Annotated in this window: 22 protein-coding genes and 1 pseudogene; 9 read left to right on the plus strand and 14 right to left on the minus strand. The window is 70.0% G+C overall.

The features are described 5' to 3' along the window. Positions 1 to 72: 72 nt before the first annotated feature. Positions 73 to 888, plus strand: a complete 816-nt coding sequence (locus M8542_RS36530) for a hypothetical protein (protein ID WP_257924902.1) — start codon at positions 73 to 75, stop codon at positions 886 to 888. Positions 889 to 906: 18 nt separating this feature from the next. Then, the gene (locus tag M8542_RS36535; protein WP_257924903.1) at positions 907 to 1833 is read left to right on the plus strand and encodes an inositol monophosphatase family protein; all 927 of its coding nucleotides are present in this window, start codon (positions 907 to 909) and stop codon (positions 1831 to 1833) included. Positions 1834 to 2019: 186 nt separating this feature from the next. Here M8542_RS36535 and M8542_RS36540 read toward each other — a convergent pair whose 3' ends face one another. Genes M8542_RS36540 through M8542_RS36555 form a run of 4 tightly spaced genes read right to left on the minus strand, consistent with a single transcriptional unit; the run spans position 2020 to position 3565 of the window. Further along, complete coding sequence (locus M8542_RS36540; RefSeq protein WP_257924904.1) at positions 2020 to 2391, minus strand: hypothetical protein; 372 nt, start codon at positions 2389 to 2391, stop codon at positions 2020 to 2022. Continuing rightward, positions 2384 to 2710, minus strand: a complete 327-nt coding sequence (locus M8542_RS36545) for a hypothetical protein (protein WP_257924905.1) — start codon at positions 2708 to 2710, stop codon at positions 2384 to 2386. The genes M8542_RS36540 and M8542_RS36545 overlap by 8 nt, the downstream gene beginning before the upstream one ends. 4 nt (positions 2711 to 2714) lie before the next feature. Continuing rightward, positions 2715 to 3260 (minus strand): DUF4254 domain-containing protein, encoded by a 546-nt coding sequence (locus M8542_RS36550; protein WP_257924964.1) that lies wholly within the window; start codon positions 3258 to 3260, stop codon positions 2715 to 2717. Between the two features lie 5 nt (positions 3261 to 3265). After that, the gene (locus M8542_RS36555) at positions 3266 to 3565 is read right to left on the minus strand and encodes a hypothetical protein (RefSeq protein ID WP_257924906.1); all 300 of its coding nucleotides are present in this window, start codon (positions 3563 to 3565) and stop codon (positions 3266 to 3268) included. Between the two features lie 412 nt (positions 3566 to 3977). Here M8542_RS36555 and M8542_RS36560 point away from each other — a divergent pair, with 412 nt between their 5' ends. Further along, on the plus strand, positions 3978 to 4805 hold the full coding sequence (locus tag M8542_RS36560; RefSeq protein WP_257924907.1) for a hypothetical protein: 828 nt from the start codon (positions 3978 to 3980) through the stop codon (positions 4803 to 4805). Between the two features lie 4 nt (positions 4806 to 4809). Then, positions 4810 to 5634, plus strand: a complete 825-nt coding sequence (locus tag M8542_RS36565; RefSeq protein WP_257924908.1) for a hypothetical protein — start codon at positions 4810 to 4812, stop codon at positions 5632 to 5634. A gap of 189 nt (positions 5635 to 5823) precedes the next feature. On the opposite strand, the gene M8542_RS36570 is transcribed toward M8542_RS36565, so the two are convergent. The 6 genes from M8542_RS36570 to M8542_RS36595 are packed head-to-tail and all read right to left on the minus strand — an operon-like array spanning position 5824 to position 10939. After that, complete coding sequence (locus tag M8542_RS36570; protein ID WP_257924909.1) at positions 5824 to 6483, minus strand: NUDIX hydrolase; 660 nt, start codon at positions 6481 to 6483, stop codon at positions 5824 to 5826. Then, positions 6480 to 7325, minus strand: coding sequence for a sugar phosphate nucleotidyltransferase (locus M8542_RS36575; protein ID WP_257924910.1), 846 nt, complete (start codon positions 7323 to 7325; stop codon positions 6480 to 6482). The genes M8542_RS36570 and M8542_RS36575 overlap by 4 nt, the downstream gene beginning before the upstream one ends. Continuing rightward, entirely contained in the window at positions 7322 to 8461 is a 1140-nt protein-coding gene (locus M8542_RS36580) for a hypothetical protein (protein WP_257924911.1), read from the minus strand. Before M8542_RS36580 ends, M8542_RS36575 begins: the two co-directional genes overlap by 4 nt. Then, positions 8458 to 9252 carry a hypothetical protein gene (locus tag M8542_RS36585; RefSeq protein ID WP_257924912.1) on the minus strand — a complete coding sequence of 265 codons (795 nt, stop codon included), beginning with the start codon at positions 9250 to 9252 and terminating at the stop codon, positions 8458 to 8460. Before M8542_RS36585 ends, M8542_RS36580 begins: the two co-directional genes overlap by 4 nt. Beyond that, positions 9249 to 9803: a nucleoside triphosphate pyrophosphohydrolase family protein gene (locus tag M8542_RS36590; protein ID WP_257924913.1), complete on the minus strand. Its 555-nt coding sequence runs from the start codon at positions 9801 to 9803 to the stop codon at positions 9249 to 9251. Before M8542_RS36590 ends, M8542_RS36585 begins: the two co-directional genes overlap by 4 nt. After that, entirely contained in the window at positions 9800 to 10939 is a 1140-nt protein-coding gene (locus M8542_RS36595) for a radical SAM family protein (protein WP_257924914.1), read from the minus strand. The genes M8542_RS36590 and M8542_RS36595 overlap by 4 nt, the downstream gene beginning before the upstream one ends. 144 nt (positions 10940 to 11083) lie before the next feature. Here M8542_RS36595 and M8542_RS36600 point away from each other — a divergent pair, with 144 nt between their 5' ends. Further along, positions 11084 to 11647 carry a UTRA domain-containing protein gene (locus M8542_RS36600; protein ID WP_257924915.1) on the plus strand — a complete coding sequence of 188 codons (564 nt, stop codon included), beginning with the start codon at positions 11084 to 11086 and terminating at the stop codon, positions 11645 to 11647. After that, positions 11644 to 12360 carry a GntR family transcriptional regulator gene (locus M8542_RS50470; protein ID WP_257924916.1) on the plus strand — a complete coding sequence of 239 codons (717 nt, stop codon included), beginning with the start codon at positions 11644 to 11646 and terminating at the stop codon, positions 12358 to 12360. The genes M8542_RS36600 and M8542_RS50470 overlap by 4 nt, the downstream gene beginning before the upstream one ends. A gap of 328 nt (positions 12361 to 12688) precedes the next feature. Here M8542_RS50470 and M8542_RS36610 read toward each other — a convergent pair. Continuing rightward, a pseudogene (locus M8542_RS36610) lies at positions 12689 to 13343 on the minus strand (PHP domain-containing protein); the annotation flags it as partial. Between the two features lie 591 nt (positions 13344 to 13934). Here M8542_RS36610 and M8542_RS36615 point away from each other — a divergent pair. After that, on the plus strand, positions 13935 to 14372 hold the full coding sequence (locus M8542_RS36615) for a hypothetical protein (RefSeq protein WP_257924917.1): 438 nt from the start codon (positions 13935 to 13937) through the stop codon (positions 14370 to 14372). Positions 14373 to 14414: 42 nt separating this feature from the next. On the opposite strand, the gene M8542_RS36620 is transcribed toward M8542_RS36615, so the two are convergent. Next, positions 14415 to 15617, minus strand: a complete 1203-nt coding sequence (locus M8542_RS36620; RefSeq protein WP_257924918.1) for a 3'-5' exonuclease — start codon at positions 15615 to 15617, stop codon at positions 14415 to 14417. Positions 15618 to 16345: 728 nt separating this feature from the next. Between M8542_RS36620 and M8542_RS36625 the strand changes: the two genes are divergently transcribed. After that, positions 16346 to 17209, plus strand: a complete 864-nt coding sequence (locus tag M8542_RS36625; protein WP_257924919.1) for a hypothetical protein — start codon at positions 16346 to 16348, stop codon at positions 17207 to 17209. Then, on the plus strand, positions 17206 to 17448 hold the full coding sequence (locus tag M8542_RS36630) for a hypothetical protein (RefSeq protein ID WP_257924920.1): 243 nt from the start codon (positions 17206 to 17208) through the stop codon (positions 17446 to 17448). The genes M8542_RS36625 and M8542_RS36630 overlap by 4 nt, the downstream gene beginning before the upstream one ends. A 309-nt stretch (positions 17449 to 17757) precedes the next feature. Here M8542_RS36630 and M8542_RS36635 read toward each other — a convergent pair whose 3' ends face one another. Together M8542_RS36635 and imuA' are read right to left on the minus strand one after the other, a co-directional pair. Continuing rightward, the gene (locus tag M8542_RS36635) at positions 17758 to 19335 is read right to left on the minus strand and encodes a DNA polymerase Y family protein (RefSeq protein ID WP_257924921.1); all 1578 of its coding nucleotides are present in this window, start codon (positions 19333 to 19335) and stop codon (positions 17758 to 17760) included. Then, positions 19332 to 20042, minus strand: coding sequence for a DnaE2-dependent mutagenesis accessory factor ImuA' (imuA', locus tag M8542_RS36640; protein WP_257924922.1), 711 nt, complete (start codon positions 20040 to 20042; stop codon positions 19332 to 19334). Before imuA' ends, M8542_RS36635 begins: the two co-directional genes overlap by 4 nt. Positions 20043 to 20190: the final 148 nt, after the last annotated feature.

A 20190-nucleotide genomic window follows, 5' to 3' on the forward strand; every position in this document is an offset into this window, starting at 1 on the left:
ATCAATGCCTGGGAAAGTTGGGCGCGAACGCGGGGAGCTTCTGGAGTCGGCTCTCCGCCGTCATTTGCAAGCTTGCTTATCCTGGCAAAAGCGTACGGACTTGGACCGCACGGAACTGCTAGTGAGTTCATTTTCGCGGGTGACCTTGTTCAGGAGGCGTACGAGAAGCTGGCCCCGGAAGATCAGTTAGCGCTGAAGGCTGCAGGTGACCATCCGTCCAACACTGCCAGCGACTTACTCCAGGTGCGCGGCGCCGGGGTCGGTGGCCCGAATACGACCGACAATGCCGTAGGGCCGGACTTCAACCTAGTCGTGCCGACGATCGACAATGGAAATCCGGCGATCTCCGTGTTCTCGTTGCCGAACCCAAATCCGGGACAACTGCTCGACTTGACTTGGAACACCTTCGGGTTTGGGGTGCAGCGGTTGATGCGACAGATCAAGAGTCTCGGGCGACGGCTTGACGCGGACATCTGCGTCGGAATCAACGAGGCGGGTTTGGTCATGGCGACCTTCCTGGCGTCCGCCCAGTTCAATCGCTGCTCTATCGGGTATCTCAGGTGCAACCGCGTTCGGAATGAGATCACCTTCGCGGCCGAGTCCCACTACCCTGAATCGGTGGAAGCGCCGGTGATCGTAATTTGCGACTTCGAGGTCAAGCATGCTGACGTCGTCGGTCTCGTGGCGCGGGAGCTTCGTGAACGATACCCAGGAGCAGAGTTGTACTTCGCGGTCTTCGGCGCTATGACTAAGGGCAATTCTTTAGAGGTGCAGAGCTTCGATGATCTCACCGGCGCAACCATCATGCAGGCGGCTCGGTTTGATGCGGTGTTCATCGCCGCGACGATGAGCCCGCCGGGAATCGAGCCACCTTTGGAACTTCGCTGAGCAGATGGGGAGACAGTGGTGGAGAAGGTCAGCAGCGTTCCTGGTATCGCCGGCAGGCTCGCCGAGATGGTACGTGGGGTGATGCTAGAGTTGCGTCCCAAGCTGGTCGAGGCTGCGCTATCAGGCCGACGCGGCGAAAGCGAGAACCCGCGGCATGTAGACAACTTCCTGTCTGAACATGACTTGTGGATGCATCGTCGCTACCGCGAGCTGCTCGCCCCGATTCTCGGAGAATTTGTCTACGCATCTGAAGAAGCAGAACCAGAGATCATCGGTGCTGACCCCGACCCGGATTTCTGCGTCCTGGTCGACCCTCTGGACACCAGTGAACTCGCCGTCCGCGGCCTGCTCGGCTACACCCACTGCATGGTTTACTCCCGCGCCGCCGCTCGGCCGGTCGTCGCGGTGGTCGGGGACATCTTTCATCACCTCCAGCTCTACGTCGGCGCGCGTGACGAGCACGGTGTCGACCACGCCTTCGTCGTCACGGCCGACTCTCAGGCGTACGAACTCCGACAGAAGACAAGTGAGCGACTCAGAGAGTCGCTGGTTACCAACTTTCTGATGCGCCCGGGTGAGCGCTTTCTCCCGCTCGCCCGGAAGTCGAAGTTTCTTGAGGCGCTCGACACGCCAGGAGACGACGGTAAGAGCAGGGGGCGGATTGGGGTCGACTTCGGCTCCGTCAGCCTCTGCCATGTTGCGGCGGGCATGACGGAAGCTACCGTCGAGTTCGCCAAGGGCTTCGCGGTTTGGGACCTCGCCCCTGGGCACTACATTCTCCACGCGTCTGGCGGCACCGTGCTCGACCTCGACGGGAAGCCCGTACCGCTCGACTACCACTTCGGCTCGATTGCCGACATCGCCGAGGCCATGGACCGCCGACAGCGGTTCGTTGCTGCCGGGACCGCCAGCCTGGCCGCGGAGATCGTCGAGAGCCTCCGGTAATTGGGTGCTTGCGCCCGGTATCGGCTGGCAGCAGGCTTCTCGGCGGTGTCGGTAGTCAGGTGCCGCCGGTCATTACCGCCAGCTCGAGTAGCCGACGCGGCCGCGCCATTGCATCGGCCAGCACGCGCGGGGCGACATGGATTCGGCCGGGCTACCGCCTGACGCGAGATCTTCAAGATGTCGGCGTCACTGGCGCGCCGAGGTGCCGGCGCGTTGGGCGGGCGAGCTCGCGGGCCGGAGCGTGTGCCGTCCGGCTATCTGCTTGTCACCGGCTGCGGGTCCTTCAAGGACGTCGGGGGTGAGGTGGCGGTGCGCGATCTGCCAGACCGAGCATGCTCGGGCGCGGCGTGTCCACCGGGGTGAGCAGGCGCGGCAGCGGCCGTGCTCGTCGGGTTCGTGCTCGTTCAGCAGATCTCGCCATGCGCTGGTCAGCATCGGGGTGGCCGAGTCGGCCAGCGCCACCCGCGATGGGGTGTCGGCGTCGTTGACGATCGTGTCGAGGTAGTCGAGGCGGTCGTAGACCGCCGTGTACAGGGTGGTGCGGAGAACGTCATCCATGTCGATCTCCCTCTCCAGGGCCGGGGTCTTGCGGCCACGCGACTTCTGGGGTTACGGCGGGCGGTGGTAGCGGCCACAGCCGTGGGTGCAGGTCGAGTGGGACCAGGTCGCTCAGCCGCAGCCGCGCGGTGTGCAGCCGGGCGGCCGCGTCGTCGAAGTAGGCGCACGGCCAGAATCTGCCCGCGCAGGTCGGGCAGATGCCCGGCGCGGAGGGGGCTGGCAGGTGTCGGTTCAGGTCGTTGGCGGCCTCGGCGGCGCGTCCCAGCGGGCTGTTCGTCGCGACGATCACGCCCACCACTGGGCGGATGTCCTCCTCCATCGGCTCACGCCATCCCGTCTGGGCCGGCGGAGGTCTGGAAGACCGGCAGCTGGCGGCGTCCGAGTAGCAGGTCGGTGACGAGGTCGTCGTAGGCGCGGGCGAGCTCGCCGAGCTGTCGGGCGGCCAGCCGTACCTGCGGATCGGCGGGCTCGTGCCTGTCCTCGGCGAGCAGCTGGCCGCGCATCCACACGATCACTAGCCGCTCGATGAGCTGGCCGAGGGATTCGGTGTGCAGTACCCCGGTCCGGCGCTGGGGCAGCTCGACCGCGCCCCATCGGTCGATTCGGTCGATCAGCGCTGCGCACGCGGCGTCGCCGCGCTGCTGGGCGCGGATCGCGGCGGTAATGGCGTGCGCGTCGGCGTCGGGATCGCCGAGCACCCGGTGGACCTGCGCGCGCGTCCGATTCGCGGTGGCCAGGGCAGAGGCCGCGGCCAAGACCGGGTGCTGATAGCCGCCGGACGGAGTGGTGGTGAACGCGCGGACCACCGCGGCCGCGCGTGGCGGCGAGGACGGGCTGCTCGCCGAGGTCGTCTTCAGGGCCGCGGCCATCGGCGTCACGAGGCCGACCTGCTCGGCCCGACCATGGGCGGGACCGGTCGTCCGGACATCTCCCACTGGGCGAAGTGGACGACGATGCGGTGCCACAGACCCGGTTCGCCGACTTCAGCGACGTGCATCCGCACACGGTGTGCACGGTCGTCCCAGCAGGCCAGGATCCGCACGCCTGCCTGGGCGTCGGTGTCGAGGAACAGGTGCTCGTCGATGCGCGGCTGCAGGGTGCGGCGCCGGTGCTCGACGGTGGGCAGGCCGGCCCGGACGATCGCGGCCGCGGCTTGGTGCTCGATCCCGGGCACCAAGCATGCCGGGGCCAGCGGTGAGCGTTGCAGCTCGGCGATCACCTCGGCTTGGCGATCGACGCGGCGAGCCCCTCGCCTTAAGTGGGTAACGAGATCGGACAGGGAAGGCCTGGTCGCCGTCGGTATTGCGGTCATCAGATGGGCTCCTTCACGATCGGGCTCGATCTGGGTCGGGGATGGGAATCGGCCGACAGGTCGCGGTGTGGTGGCCGAGGGTCCGCAGATTCCCGACGGCGGACGCGTGGTGAAGTGCCTGTTGCCATGCTCGCGCCATTCGTCTGCCCCTCAACATCGTGGTTGATACCCCTCAACTCTGTGCCTGCATTGAAGGTCGGCGCCTAGTTTAGTGGTATTAACTGGATGTTAGGGTGGGGCGGGCGCGCTAGTCAAGGGGTCTAAACTCGCTGGGGTGAGTATCGATCGCGAGTTCGACGACCTGCGCCGTGACCCCGATCCGCTGCGCCGCGGGCGCCGGGCGACCGAATTGCTGACCGCCTACAACCAGCTGGCCGCTGAGCTTGCCCGCATCCGCCGGCACGCGATCGAGTGCGCTCGAACCGACCTCAACATGAGGGACAAGGACATCGCCCCGGAGGTCGGGCTGACCAAGAGCCGGCTCTCACAGCTGATGAAGACCGCGCCGGCCGCCGAGCGCCTCGTCTTCGGCCATGGTCCCGTCAGCATCAGCGTGCCATTGCGCTATCAAGTCACCGACCGGGAACGCCCGCTGATCGCGGCTGAAGACGCCGAGGCCGCCGACCAGGTGGCGGAGCTGCTGCACTCCTTGTCCTTCGTCGTCACCCGTCGGCAGATCGAGCCCGAACAATCAGCGCTCCCGGATGGCGACGCCGTTGTCGTCTGTGGACCGAAGTCTGCGCCGGTGGGCGCCCACCTGCTCGAAGCCGACCCTGCGCTGCGCGTGATCCAGGCCGGATCTCGCTGGTGGGTCGAGGAGGTCGGCACCGGTGTCCGACACGGCTCCCCAGCGGATGAACCCACCCCGCGATCTGGCGACATTGCCTACATCGCCAGGCAAATCCGGGACGGGCGGGTAGTCGTGCACATCGCCGGAATTCACACGATCGGCTCGCTCGGCGCCGCTCATTTCCTGGCCAACAACCTCGCGGCACTGTTCACCATGACCGGTGACACGTCATGCTCGATGGTGGTGCGTTGCTTCGTCGATGACCGGCACGTCAGCGCCAGCGAACTGCTCGCCGGCCCCTTCGTGTGGTGAGCACGTGGAAATAGCATCGGCTCAGCTGCCGGCAATCCACGCCAGCGACGACAAGATCGTCACCTTTCCCAAGGGTGTGATCATGCTCGACGGGGCGTCGGCGTTTGTGTCCATGCCAGTTCCTCCGGCGATCTATGCTGCAGAGCTCGGCGCACAACTCAGTGCCCACCTCGTCGACTCGCCCGGCGCGGACCTTGCCGAGGTCCTCGGTGAGGCAATCCTCGATGTCGCGGCACGCTTAGATCTTCGCCCGGGCAAGTCGCCCTCGAGCACAGTCACGATCGTGCGCGAGTACGGCGGCTGGCTCGATCTATTGCTGCTGGGTGACAATCTCGTCGTGCTGCCCAAGACAGTCATCACGGACATGCGACTGAGCCAGCTCGATCTCGAGCCAAGCAGGCGATACCGGCAGCGCCTCGGCCGCGGCTTGGGGTTCGACGCGGCTCACCGAAACATCCTGCGCGAGCTGCAGACGCAGCAGGCGGAACGTCGCAACCGGCCGGGGGGATACTGGATCGCCGAGGCAGAGCCTGCTGCAGCCCGGAACGCCGTCGTCCATCGCTTCCGAACCACGGAAATTCCGTGGGTCGGCTTGGCTACCGATGGCGCCTACAAGCCGATGCAGCACCTTCATCTGGACGACTGGCCACAGCTTGCATCCGTTGGACCCGGAGTTCTCGAACAGATCCTGCGCCGATGCGAGGACTGGGAAGCTCGGGACGACCCCGCGGGGGTGAATCTGCCGCGTGCCAAACGCCACGACGACAAGAGCATCGCGATCGCGATGCCTACGGCGCACCTTCAGATAGCCGACGCGATCACTCCGTGACCCTTCGGTCGTCCGATGTTGTCGCCGGCGGCAAGGCGCGCCACCAGGTTTCCCGCGAATTGTGAACTCGGGTGCGTCCGGGTCGCCGGAACCTGGAGATGATGGCGTGTGCGGTGCCCGTTCGCTCCGGTGACCCTCGTAGGCAAACAACGCTGACTGATCATTGAGGCGGCTCGGGTTGGTGCGCGGCTACCAGAACAGGTGAGTGCGCTCGCCGGCGTGGTAGCGGTGGGCGGCCAGGAACAGTCGGAGGTAGATCTGGTCGGTGCCCAGGAAGTTGCGGACCAGGTTGGCGGTGTCGAGGGTGCCTTCGGTGACCAGCAGGCCGTCCGCGGCACGGTGGCCCCACAGCGCCGGAACGCTGGTGTCGGAGCCGTCGGCGAGGCGGATCGCCTCGTCGATACCGACCTCGACGAGCCCGACGACTTCGTCATCTTCGATCCGGATGGCGGCCAGGTCGTCCTCGATCGGCAGCAGGTGCCAGTACTGGAACTCGCGCTCGATATAGGTGTCGCTGAGCGTGGCGACGGTCTGGCGGATCCCGATCGGGTGCAGGTCGGTGTAGGCGATCTTGCGCCCGAACTCTTCGTCGACCTCGCGCACGGAGGTGGTGGGCTCGCCGGCGCGGTAGTGGCCGCCGACGGTGAAGTCGGCGATCGGCTGGGCCGGTGGGCCGCCCGGGATCCGGTTAGGAGACTTGATCTGCAGCAGCACGCTGCGGCGGGGTAGGGCGAGAGCCAGGGCGGAGAACGTGCGATGCCACAGTCCCTGCCGATGCGCCTCCCGTTTGTCGGCGGTGGTGCCGGTGGGCTGGTTGAGGTCGGTGACGATGTCGATCTGTTCGCTCATCGGGTGGTTCCTGTCTGTGTGGTGAGAAGCGCCTGTGAGGTGAGGGGCGGTAGCGCGGTGAGGGCGGGGCTGGTGGTGTGCAGGTTCCAGAAGGCGGTGTTGGCGGCGTGGTAGCTGCGGGCGTCGCCGACGGTGACCCAGGTTGCGGTCAGCCGGTGCAGGCCGACCTCGCCGGTGTGGGCGAGCTGGCCGACAGCGATGCCGAGGTCGATCTCGCCGCGGGCGTGGGCGGTCGGGACGAGGCGGTCGAGGATGGTCGGGCGCAGCACGAGGCGGGACACTACGGCCAGCGGTTCGCCGACCGTGTCGGCCGGTGGGCGCTGCCGGATCTGCGCGACGAGGGATGCGTTGTCTGGGCGGGGGTCGATGATGCCGACGGCGGGGATGCGGTCGCGGGGCACGAGCTGGGCGGCGATCGCGGCGTCCGCGCCGGCGCGGACTTGGCGGGCCATGGCGGCGAGGTTGTGCCCGGGGCTGGGCTCGCCGAGCAGGACGTCGTCGCCGAAGGCGACCAGGAATGTCGTCGCCTCGGCGAGCCGCTCGCGCAGGGTCAGCAGTGGGACCGCGTTGCCGTAGCCGGGTTCGACGTCTTCGGGCACGGTGGTGACGGGCCAGCCGTGTTCGCGGTGCAGCCGCTGGGCCAGGGCGGGGATCGCGGTGTCGCCGGGGCGGGTCACCACAATGGCCTCGGTCGCTCCGGCGCCCAGGCATTCGGCGATCACCCAGGTGATTGCGGGGCGGCCTCCGACCGGCAGGACTTCTTTGGGCAGGATCTGGGTGAACTCGGCGAAGCGGGTTCCGGCGCCGCCGGCGGTGATGACGGCGGGCAGGGTGTGGGTCATCGGCAGGCCTCCACGTGCTCGCGCAGGAGCTGGATCATCCGGTGCCGGTCGGCGTGCACACCGCTGCGCAGCTGCAGCACTGGCACCGTGGCACTGAGCTCACGTACGAACGCGAGCGCGCCGCGGGCCAGCTCGACGCCGCGGCGGCGGCGAGGCAGGAACCACGGCTCGATCCAGAACTCGTCGCGCGGGGTGAAACAGTTGCGGGACAGGACTTGCTGCGCGTCCGATTCGGACAGACGCCGGATCTGCGGGGGAGTGTCGGTGTCGTCGAGCCCGGCCAGGACGACGACCTGCAGGCTGGACGCCGCGCGCATGGTGGTGTGCAGCGCGCGGGTGTACTCGTCGGGGCTAAACATGGCCTTGACCGGGGTGCCGAACTCCGCGGGCAGGTCCTCGGGGGCCGGGCGGGCGAGCAGCGGCACCGCGCGGGCCAGCAGCGGGGTGGCCTCCAGGGTGCCGCGGGCGATCGGGACCGGCAGCGGCACGGCGACCATCCGCGGCGCCCCGGCTGTGCTCGGGGTGAGGATCACGCGGTCGTTGGACAGGGCCGCGGCGCCGCACGAGCCGCACAGCAGGGTGAGCAGGCTGGTCTTGCCGGCGTTGCGGGGCCCGCACACCAGAACGCCGAGCCCGTTCAGGTCGGCGCCCGCGGCGTGGAACACGACCCCGGCGTGGTCTTCGTAGGTGCGCAGCATGGCCTCGCGGATCAGCCGCAGCGGCCGGCCGTAGCCCGGCTGCAGCGGGTCGCGCTCGAACACGGTGACCGTGCCGTTGACGGCGCGGACGGCGAACGCGGCCGGCCGGTGCTCGATGGTGTCGGCGGCGACGGTGTACCAGCGGGCGCCGCGGCGCGAGCGAGCCTCCAGCAGCACCACGCCGGGGATGTGCTCGATCGTGCGGTGTTCGCCCGCGGCGAGAACGGCGGTGGCCTCGGCCAGCCCAGCCTGTCCGGCCGCGCCGTGCTCCACGGTCAGCTCGAGACCGGGCAGGCGCTGGTCGCCGGCCCGCCCGGGCAGGTAGTGCGCGAGGTAGTCGCGCTGCTGGGCCAGGACGCCGGGCGCGGCGTGGACGGTGACCGCGACGTCGCCGGCCCAGTCGCTGATGGCTTGGTCGCTCAGGGCGGCGGGATTCATGCGGCGCAGGCCTCGACCGCGGCCTGCGTGTCGTGTACGCGCCGCCGCTGCTCGCCGGGGCGCAGCCGGCTCAGCGCGAGCACGGAGGTGCGTTCGAACAGCTGCAGCATCGCCTGCAGGGGAACCCGGTCCTCGGTGGCGGCCCGGGCGAGGGTGAGGCGGGCCCCGAACCACGCGGCGGGGAAGGCGGTCCCGGCGGTCGCCGGGGCCAGCCGCAGCACGTTGGCCGCGGCCGCGGTGTGCCCAGCCTGCAGCAGCGCGCGGGCGGCGTAGCCGAGCATCGCTGCCCGGGTGAGGGTGGTGTCGAAGCACAACGCGTCGAACAGCGTCTCGAACGGTGTCCGCGCGGCCGGGCGGGCGGACGGGATCAACGGCGGCAGCAGGTCGATCAGGACTGGGGCGCCGTCGTCGGGCAGGCAGAAGTTGGCCAGGTTGGTGTCGATCCGGGCGTCGGTGTTCTCCAGCGCGGTGAGCCACCCGAGCACGGTCCGGATCGCGGTGACCGCGCGGGCCGGGTCAGTGGTGATGATCTCGGGCAGCAGCCGCCCGTCGATCCAGCGGTGCCGCACGCCGAGCCGCGCGGGCCGCCCCTCGGCGGTGTTCGCGCCGTCGACGAGCTCGAGCCGGTCAGGCAGCCGCACCCCGGCCGCGCGCAGCGTCGCGAGGTAGCCGGTGATCGCCGGGAGGCCGTCGCGGCACAGCGCGTCGGTGAACGCCGCGAACACCGCGGCCGGGGCGAGCTGCTTGTGCACGGTGTCGCCGTCACGGGTGCAGCGGGTGAAGGTGCTCATCGGGGCACTCCCTGTAGGTCGAGGAATCGGCTTGCGTCGCAGACCATGGCCGCGAACGCCGCGCCCAGGTCCAGGCCGCGGTGGGCGGCGAAGGCATCACAGCCGGCCAGCACCGCGCCGGCGGCCGCGGCGATGCCGGGCAGGGTCCCGGTCGGGGTGTGCCGGGCCCCGGTGTGGCACAGGGCGGCCTCCGCCAGGTCCCCGCAGTCCAGCTGCAGCCGCAACAGCACGACTGCGGCGTTGCGCACGGGCTCGGCGCAGGCTGGGGGCTCGGGGGTGGTGTCGGCGAGCACCGCGACGCTGACGGCTGAGAGCACGATGTCCGCTAGTTCGTCGCCGATGTCGGCGATCACGCGCTGCGGGTCGTCGGCCGAGGCCGGCAGGGCGCCGTCCTCGCGCAGCAGGCACACCGCCAGGTGCCCGAGCTGGCGCAGCAGCTCGGCGGCCGCAGTGACCGGATCCCACGCCACCGGCGCGGTCGCGGCGAAGCGGCGCCGCAGTACCGTGGTCGCGGCCACGGCGGCGGGCAGCTGGTCGGTGATCCGGCTCATCCGATGATCACCGGCCCGGCTCCGGCGGTGCCGGAGTTCCAGTACCGGTCGCCGGCCTCGCGCACGACCTCGATCCGCACGCCGAGGTCCTGGGTCAGCGCGGCCACGGCCGCGGTCGGCACCGGCGCGTGGATCAGCAGCTCGCGGCCGCCGGGCTGGAGCGTGAACTCGACCTCGGCCAGGCCCCGGGCGGCCAGCGCGGTCGACACCGTCACCCTCGTCGGTACGACGCGGTCGCCGGCGGCAGCCGCGCAACAGGCGCGCTGCCCGGCGGGGCAGTGGCTGCGGCGGCACAGGCCGGTGCCGTGGACGCCGTGGGCGTCGGGGCGGCCCAGCGCGTAGGCCAGGGCGCAGCTGTTGCTGTGGAAGACCGGGTAGTCCGGATGCAGCTCGGCTGTGCGGTGGGTGAAGTCCCAGAAGGCGCGCGGGTAGACGCATTCGGCGTCGGCGACCCCGTCGGTGGTAGCCAGCTCCGGCCACAGCGCGGCGAGGTCGGCGAGCATCTGCTCGCCTTCGACTTTCAGCCCGGCCACCATCGACGCGGACGCGTAGGCGGCGGCATGGTCAAGGACGCCGCGCATCACGGGTTCGGTCGCCGACTCCGGCAGCGCCGGGCGCCAGTAGTGCACGATCGGGATCCCGGCGGCGTGCAGCCGCGGGAAGTTCGCGATCAGGTCCTGGTGCCGGACCCCGCGCTCGACGCGGCGGTCCAGGCCCGAGTAGCTCAGGTACACCAGCACCTGAAGGCCCGCGTCCCGCGCCTGGACCAACGCGGCGATCGTCTCGTCCGGGACGCCGCACTTGGTGATCAGCACGATCGGGTTGGTGACCTCACGGGCGATCAGCTCCCGCAGCGTGGCGTGCAGGTGCCGGCGGGCCACGACGGTGTCCATCACGTCGGTCCAGGTGTAGAGGGCCACCGGCCGCCGCGGCGCGTACAGCGGCGAGGCCAGCAGCTGCGTGACGGCGCTCGAGGCGTCGGCCACCACCACCGGCGGCACCCGGGTCTGGCCGCGCTGCGTGAGGAAGCAATAGGCGCAGCGTTTGAAGCAGCCCTGGACTGGATTGAGCGCGAGCCATGTGGCGTGCTGGTCGACCACCGACGCGAAGACTCGTGACTTGACCGCAGTACCCATCTTGTCCCTCCCATCTGGGATAACCATCGGCGCAACAATACTACTATTCCGGAATAGTGTTATAGCCCAATTGAGGGTTGCGGGATGCCGCGCCGTACTGCTCTACCGGTACTGTGCGAGCAGGACCGCGAAGGGAGAAAGCCGGTGAACGACCTGCCATGGGCCAGTAAGTCCATGTCCTATCTGGACGCCGACCCGGTCGCGCAGTGGGCGGCCGAGGCGGCCGAGCACGGCCGCGCCGGAAGCAGCCGCCTGCTCGAGGTCGCGGTTCCTGGGGCCGTGCCCGCCCCCGTGATCGCCGCCCTGCGCGTGCCCGCGGACGCCGCGGTCATCCGGCGCCGGCGGCTGGTGCTCGCCGACGACCGGCCGGTCGAGCTCATGGACTCCTACTACCCGGCCGCGCTCGCCGGTGGCACCCCGCTGGCGCTGGCCAAGCCAATCCGCGGCGGCGCGACCGCCCAGCTCGCCCTGCTCGGCTACCGCCCTGATCGGTGCCGTGAGTACGTCACTGCCGAGCAACCGACCGCCGACGAACGCCGGCTGCTGCAGCTCGGCGAGCACCAGTGGGTGCTCAAGCTCCTGCGCCAGCTCCTGCACGAGGGCCACCCCGTCGAGGTCGACGTGATCGCCCGCACCGCGCCCGGACGTGGCCTGGCCTACGACCTCGCCCTGCCCGCGCCGACCCCGCCCGCGAAGGACCACACGTGACCAGACCGAATCCGGACCCGCGTCCGCAGCACGAGCGCGTCGCCGCCGAGCTGCGCGCACGCATCCTCGACGGCTCCCTGGCCCCCAGAGCCCGGCTGCCTTCGGTCACCCAGCTCGTCGCCGAGTTCGAGACCGCCAACGCCACCGTCCAGCGCGCGCTGGACCTGCTCAAGGCCGAAGGTCTCGTGCGCAGCCGCCCGGGCGCCGGCGTCTTCGTCCACGACGAGCCCCCGTTCGTCGTCGACGCCGCGGCTTACCTTCCCGTCACCCCCGACGGCTTCGAGTACCGGTTGCTCGACGTCGCCGCGGCCACCCCGCCGCCCGACGTCGCCGAGCTCCTGCAGGCCGAGCAGGCGATCCTGCGACGCCGCCTGATGCTCCACAACGGACACCCGGTGGAGCTCTCGGCCAGCTACTACCCGCACGACATCGCCGCTGGCACGCCGCTGGCCCGCAAGCGACGCATCCCCGGCGGCGCCCCGCGGCTGCTCACCGAGCTCGGCCACCCGCAGGACGTCGCCTTCGTCGACCGCATCGCGGTCCGGCCGCCCACAACCGCCGAGGTCGAGAAACTGCAGCTGCCCCACGGCGCCAGCGTCATCCGCCAGCTGCGGCTGATCCGCGACACCGGCGGATCCCCGGTGGAAGTCACGGTGATGCTGAAGGGGTCACACCGCCACCAACTGCGCTACACCATTGCCGGCGGCAGCTAAGCGGCGCCAGGCTTCCATTCGCGGGAACCTGCAACTCGCCGGGTTACCTGCAGTCGCACCGACACAGTCCCGGCCTGACTGACGTCGCACTCGGAGCGACGCCAGCCGGATCGGGGTACCCACCCACCCATCCCGAGCTGGTCTCGGGCGCCGCGATCATGCCCTATCGATGATGAAGCCGCCGAGATCATCCACGAACGCGACTTCAAGACCGGCTCCTGGTCGCCCGTCCCGCCGTAAGGTTCAACCTTGCGCCGCCAAGAACGCTTCGCGTGCCCCTCCTGCGCGTCGAGCTGCCGCAAGCGGCCCTTGTCGCCGCGCGGCCGTGCCGACTCACCCGGCCGGCGGCCGCGCCCGGCCCGCGCTGCACGAGGGCCTGGCGGACGGAGCCTTTGCGGCAGCCGGTGAGCACCTGCACGTGTCCGGCCAGCTCGTCGACGACCTCGTCGACGTCGTAGACCGGGCGGCCCTTCTCCTCGCCGGCGAGCTGGGCGTGGGAGATGACCCGGCACAGCCGCCGGTAGCCCTCGATCTCGCGCGCAAGCACTAGCAGGTGCGTGCCCTCCGGGTCCGGGACGCCGGCCTGCGGCGCGGACAGCCCGAGACTCAGCTCCGCGCCGTAGCCTGCGCGCACGCCGAGCTCGCGCGCGGCGACGGCGAAGCGGACCGCGCCGTACATGCCGTCATGGTCGGTCAGCATGATCGCCTCGAGCCCGAGCCGGGCAGCCTCCTCGACCAAGGTCTCGGGCGAGGACACGCCGTCGAGGAAGCTGAAGTAGCTGTGCGCGTGCAGCTCGGCGTACGGGCGGCGGTGCTCGCCGGCGCCGTCGTCGCGGCTGCGTCGCACCGGCACGTCCGCTGGTGCGCGGTAGCCGTCGCGCTTACGTGACCAGGCCGCCGTCGCCCTGCACCGGGGGCCGGCCGGACGCGATCCTCTCCAGCTCGGACCACGGGGTCCCCGCACCGCCGTTGAACCTGGACACCACGAACTCCCACACGCCACGAGCACCGCGGGGAAGGCGGTAGCCACACCGTCACAACCTGTTCGAACACTTGTTCCATAGGTGGCGTCATCATGCGACCGACCAGCAGCTACAGTCAAATCGAGGTGACGCTGGTAACCGCAGGTGAAAGCGCCGCCGTGGGGTGTGGAGATGCGTGATAGAACGTGCTCTGGGTGGTTGACTACACAACGAGGTCATTAGGCCGAACGATGGATTGTGAGGACGCGTGGCGGAGGAGCCGGACCTGACCGGAGCGACGATCTACGAGGTCGCCGACCGGCCGTCAATTGGCGGCGGGCGCTGCTACGCCTTGCCCGATGACACTACCTACTTCCAGCCAGCCGGTAGGCAGCTGCGCCAGTCGTTGATCACAGCGCACACGCTCCGTGACCGACCTACCTGGGTCGAGGTCGCTGATCATTGACGCACTCTCCGCCCGCGGCGTTGTACGGGCGGGGAGTGCGCCGTCAGTGGTTCCGGCATGCGATCGGGGGACCACCGCCTTGCTTGCTTGGCGACCATGCGCTGCCTGACCTGGGCCTCATCGTGGGTGGGTGCACGATGGGTGTCATGGGGCGCGAGACCAGTGACGAAGCCTACGTCCTCGACTTGTGCGATGAGATTCTGGGCGAAGCCGGGCAGCGACAGGCGCGCTTCGGCTGGCTGGTCGGCGATCCGGGCCGCAACGGCCGCGGCCGCCGACTGCCTGTAGACAGCTACTGGAAACACCTGAAACTCGTGGTGGAGTACCGGGAGATCCAGCATGACCGCCCAGTCCGCCACTTCGACAAGCCCGACCGGCTCACCATCAGCGGCGTCCACCGCGGCCGGCAACGCGCGCTCTACGACCAGCGCCGCGACGACCAGATTCCCGCCCATGGACTGCGGCTCGTGATCATCAAACCAGCACACCTGGCTGCCGATGGACGAGGCCGACTGCGCAGAGACCGACCAGCTGATCTGCGATCGCTACGAAGCGTGCTTGAGAACCCTTCTGGTGACCGGTAGCCGGTCCCTGCCGCGCGGGACCACCTGGAGATCAAGCAACTGTCACAGGCTCGATTCGGCGCGGAGTGATCGGTCACTGGGCCGCCGGCGGCGACACGGTGGCCGCTTCGGCCGACGGCTCGGTGAGGCCCAGCACGTCCAGCCGGCCGGCGATGCCGTTCTCGTTGCGACCAAACTCAACCACCAGCTCCGCCAGGGTCGCGCCGTCGCGATGGCGATCGGCCAGCCGCTGTTCCTCCGCCGGCGTCCAGCGCTTGTGCGAGTTGGGATGAACCCGCCGCAGGTCTTCGACGGTGTAGGCCGGCGCTGGCCTGGGCGCGGCGCGCTCGCCGACGAGGTCGACCGGGAACGGGGCCAGCCCCAGCTTGAACAGCCGCCACCGGATCGCGGTCTCCGTCCGGCCGGTGCGTGCCTGGATCTGATCCGGGTCAGGCGTGCGTAGTCCATCCTCGTCAGCTCATCGTCATCCGCGGTGCTCCAGGTGCCGGCCTTCGGCTCCGGCGGGAGTGGCTCGGGGTTGGTGGCCATCTCGTGCAGCCTGGCCAGCATCGTGATGCAGTCGCCGAGCGCGCGGTGCTCACCGTCGAGCCGGTGACGCCGGTAGCCCGAGCCGTCCGGTGCGGGCTCGCCGACCCACTCCGCGTGCCGCGCCATCGCGTCGTCCCATCGGGCCGGCACCCAGTCGGTCTCCGCGGCCCTGCTCCAGCTCGGCAGCAGCCGGTTTGCCTCGGCGGTGAGCAGCTCCCGGTCGAACGCGGTCTTCCAGCACACGACCCGCTTTCCCGAGAGCAACTCCACCAGTTCGTCGTGCACGTCGGCGAACATCGGCACCCCCGGCGCGGACACCATCTCGGCGGTGATGCCGTGCTTGGCGGCCGCCTCCGCAACGATCGGCTCGCCTTCGGGGTTCACCAGGGACTCCAGCAACACTTCCCCGGTCGGGGATACCACCGCGATCTCGAGTACGCGGCCGTCGAAGTCGGTGGACTCGGTGTCCAGCAGCACAGTGTTCGGGTCGTCGAGGACCTCCTGCGCCCACAACGCAGCCCGCTGCCGGTCGACCGCGCGCCGGTCGAACTTCTCTACGAACTCATCGTCGCGGAACCGGGCATCGAACAGTTCAACCAGCACGTAGCCGTCCGGCCGGCGGGGATCCCCCGCTCGGCGCCCGGCGACGCGCAGCTGCTGGTTCGTCATCAGGTACTCGGGTACCTCGTCGCGGCGGAACACCGGGACATCGGCCATCAACGCGCCTCCTCCGCATCAGAATCTTGACTCTTCGTATACACGACCGCACCGACAGTTTCTGCGGCGGCGTAAGACCGAGGACGTGCCGGCGTGAGCGTGAGCGCGAGGGCGTTGCGCCTGCCCTTCCCGGAGCTCGCGCGATTCGAGGCGGTGCGGTACACGGAGAAACCTGTTGAGGTCCGGACTGTCGAGTCGAGGACCTGGCCTTCGGAGTCCTCGGCCTCCAGCGAACAGGGCGATCGGCGCCAAGCCGAGCCGAGTCAGGGCGTGGTGGTCGAGCCGCGGGTGTCGCCAGTGCCGGCGGCAACGCCCGCCGCTACGCCAACTCCGTCCAAGCGGTACTCGCGTGGCCGCATCGCGGGAGAACCGGCCCGCACGGTGGCGTTCGGCGAACGCCTCCAGAAGCCGCCGCTCGAACCGGACCGGCAACCCCAGCCGGGCCCAGCCCAAGCCGATCATACAAAGGGTGACATAACGACGACGGAAAGCGACCGCGTGCGCTGGACGCCTGAGAAAGCCGCGAAAAGGTCGCCCGAAGGCCATCGCGTAGGGCCGGAACATCTAATTGGCGGTGCCTCGGGCCCAGCACCATGATCCGCGTACCATGGCCTGCCACCTGGTCTACCAGGCGACATGCCACTGGTCTCCCAGACTGGCACCCGGCAGGCCACCAATGCGGAACGCGGACGTTTGGTGACGCTGGCAGCCAGGCCTACTGTTGCCGCATGGCTACGACATCGTTCCTCGACCCATTCGAGGGCATTGAAGATGCGCCGGAACCCACTCCGGCCGAGACGCGCACCGCCCTCCTGCAGCAGGCGCGGCGCGGCTACGTTCCCCTCCGCAAGGAGTTCGTCCAGAAGCGTCGAGGGGAGCACGACGAACCCCGAGGGTCGGTCCTGGGGAGCATCGTCCACAGCCGGCAGCAACGAGGGCTGGATGCGTTCCTGCTGATGCACGCGCTCCACCCGGTCACCCGCGACGACCCTCTGGACGTCAAGACCTGGGCGCGGATCCTGTCCGTCGGGAACCGCTGTACCCCGAACGCCGCCAGCAAGACCTTCTCGGTCCTCGAGGAGATGAACCTGCTGACCCGGGAGCAGGACGGGCGCCGAACCCTGATCAGCCCGCTCAACGAGACCGGTGATGGAACCCCCTGGGCGCGCGCCGGTGAAGACTCCGAGGAGGACGGGCCTGGCTTCTTCGTCGTCCCCCACGAGTACTGGACTAGCGGCTTGAGCGAGAAACTCACCTTGCCCGGCAAGGCGATGTTCCTGGTCCTTCTCCACGACACCCAGACTCCCACCACCCCCACCTTCAGCGTCGCCCTCGAACGGATGGCCAAGTGGTACGGGATCAGCGAGCGCACCGCCGAGCGCGGATACCGCGAGCTCGACCAGGCGGGAGTACTCATTCAACGCCCTGTGAAGGTCCTCGACCACCGGCACCCTGCCGGACGGCGCACCGTTCACCACCGGGCACTCATGTCGCCGTTCGGTACCCGGGACCGCCAACGCCTGCAGCTCAAGACACGCAAAGCAGTGAAGAAGAAGGCCGAGAGAATGTCGACGGTCGGAGGCGGCCGGTGACCGGCATGCCAGGCGACGCCTCGAGCGACGACCAACCTCAGTCCAATGACCCGACGAACCAGACCACAGCCGGCGTCTTCACCGGCGCCGCCCTGGCCACGATCGTGCTGGCGGTGCTGCAGTTCTTCCAGCCCACGATCTCCAGCAGCTCCTGGACCCCGTGGATCCGCGCCGCGCTGGCGGTCGCGGTGCTGACCCTCGCGATCGTCGCCGTCGTCCTGGTCGCGAAGCTGGCGTGACCGCGCCATCGGCTCGGTTCCTCGCCGCGCGAGAGTTGGTAGGCCGGATCGCCGCGTTCACGAGGCGGTCCGGAAAACCGCCATGCCAGGCGCTGAACGCCGGCAGCCGAGCGGAAGATCCGCTCAGGGCCGGACGCCGCCATGTCGTGGTGGCGCACTGCAACCCGTCGTAACACGCTGTGCGAGGCGGGCCTCGGGATGGTCGTACAGCGTCGCGGTGCAGCCGAGGGCGGAGGCGGCCTGTCGCGGCAGCGCGGGTGGTTGGCCTGATGCGAACCAGCACTCGAAATCGTGCCGTCGTCCGGAAAGCTAGTGGTAGCCACCCTCTAGTGTCCATTGTAGATCGAGAGCGACGTTAGCCCTGAGCAGCAGCGCGACGTCACTGTTGGCTCCCTCCAGTACCACCTGGATGCGCACGAGCGGTGGAGCGCCCCGGTCAGGCGGAACGGCGCGAACGAGCCACGGGCCCGCCGCGCTGAGAACTCGGCATGGCGGGCCGCCGTTCACGGCGACCGTGGCGGGCGGATAGCTGAGTTCGCCGCGCTCGGTGCAGTGGACGACGTCGCCGACCGCGTCGAGCACAACCGCCGAAGGCGGGCAACGAGGCACGGATGTGGGTGATGGCGCAGGTAGTCGGCCGGGCCACGGCTGATCCTCGGTCACCGGGCAGCGGGGCTCGCCCCACGGGACCAGGCGGACGCGTTCGCCAGGGCCACGGCCGCCGTCGAGCAACGGAGTGACCACCGACTCGGGCCCGAGCAGCCCCTGGATCCGCACCAGCGCGCGGCCGGCGCGCTCAGCCGCGTCGGCATCCCGGCCCATCGATCCGAGCTGAAGCTGCAGCGCCTGCCCTCCGACGACCTCTTCCGGGTCGAGGGTCAGTCTCACGATCCCGGCGCTGGGCCGGTCGCCGTCGCGGACGGTGAGCCACCCCTCGCACTGCCACCGCACCCGATCCGCTGCCGCGCGGGCGGTCAGCGGCTCGGCGCACCGCCACACCCGCACCCGCTCCTCCCCGGCCTCGGTGACCGCGGTGATCGCCAGCCGGGTGCACGCCAGCCCGTGCCGGGCGAGCCCGCCGAAGAAGCGCTCGCCGAGGGTCTTCGCGACGAACGCGGCCTCGTCGACACGCTCCAGCGGATGCTCGAAGGTCTCGGTGATCGCCAGGTCTGGTGGGAGTGCGCGGCGCACCGGCGGCCGGTGGGAAAGGCCTCGGGCGAGCCGGTGCGCGGTGATCGCGTCGCGGGGGAAGCGCCCGGCGACCTCGCGCTCAGTGAGCGCGGCGAACGCACCCAGTGTCCGCAGCCCCAAGCGCTGCAGGAGCCCGACGAGCTCGCCGCGGTTCTCGCCAGGCTGGTCCAGCTCGGCGACTGACAACGGCGCCAGGAACCCGGGTGTGCCTCCGGGCGAGACGAAGGTCGCGCGGCGGGCGGCGAGGGTCGCGGCGAACAGACCATCGGCGATACCGACTTGGCACTCGACGCCGGCGCGGGCTTCGACCTCGGTGATCAGCAGCTCGGCGAGAGCTTCTTCGCCGCCGAAGTACCCGGCCGCGCCGGCGACCGGGACGGCCACGATCCCGGGCCGCACGACCTCGACCCCGACCGCATGCGCCTCGACCGCGGCGGCGACGGGTTCGAACAGCCGGGCATCGCGGTCCGGGTCGTGCTGGTGCACCACCAGCTCCGGGCACCGAGACTGGGCGTCACGGCGGCGCATCCCGCGCCCGACCCCGCTGCGGCGCGCGGCCGCGGAGCAGGTGACGATGCGGTTGGCCGAGAACACCGCGGCCGGAGCCAGAGGCGGGGTCCCGGCAGCGGCGCCGGCCGCGACGACCGGCCAATCCGGGCACCACAGCACCAGCAACCGGACCGCGTCGCCGCTCACCCGGCCACCTCAGCCAGCCGCCGAGCGGTGCGGGGCTCGCCGGGGGCGACGGCGCCACCCGGTCCCGGAAGCAGCAGAGAAGCGGTTCGTGGACGCGCCGCAGCGCCGCGGCCGCGGCTGGTCGCCACGAGCTCGCAGGATTGCAGGTAACCGAATCCATCGGCGGTGATGCCGCGCCAGCGGCGCGCGGATACCGACAGTTCGAGGTCGGCGCCGGGCCAGGGCGCGGTGCTCAACAGGACGGCGCCTCGATTGCGGACGCGCCCGGTCAGCCGGCGCGCGAGCTGCGGCTGTACACCCTGGGGTGCGACGGGGCCGAGCACGACCAGGTCGAAGCCGTCGATCAGCGCGGCGAGGACGGCGGCGAGTTCGGCGCCGGGGTCGGGGATGAGGGCGAGCCGGTCGAGGTCGACGCCGAGTTCCGCCGCGGCCGCGACGCCGAGGTCGGGCATGCCGGTGATCGCAGCCCACGATCCGGCTTGGGTCGCCTCCGCGAGCAGCGCGAGAACCAGCGCCGCCGACCCGGTGACCGCCACGGTGGTCCCGCGGCGTAGCCCGCCTGCCGGCAGCAGCCCGGCCAGCGCCGACGCGACCGCGAGCGTCCCGCCAGGGCTTTCGGGAGTCTCCGAGCTGGGGGTGGTTAGCTGTGCGGCCGTCCGGACGCCGGGGATCGCGGTAAGCCCGGCTACCGCCTCAGCCAGCGCCACGCCGCACCTCCAGCACCATGAACACGCACCGGAGACACCCGCGTGGGGAGCCACGGGCGACCCAGAACCTCGAATAGAACTTGTGTTCGAATGATGAAAGGCGGTGACGGCCTTGTCAAGCCGAAGCTGAGCGGAGTTGTGCGAGAGC

The organism is Amycolatopsis iheyensis, from assembly GCF_024703995.1.
Taxonomy (GTDB): domain Bacteria; phylum Actinomycetota; class Actinomycetes; order Mycobacteriales; family Pseudonocardiaceae; genus Amycolatopsis; species Amycolatopsis iheyensis.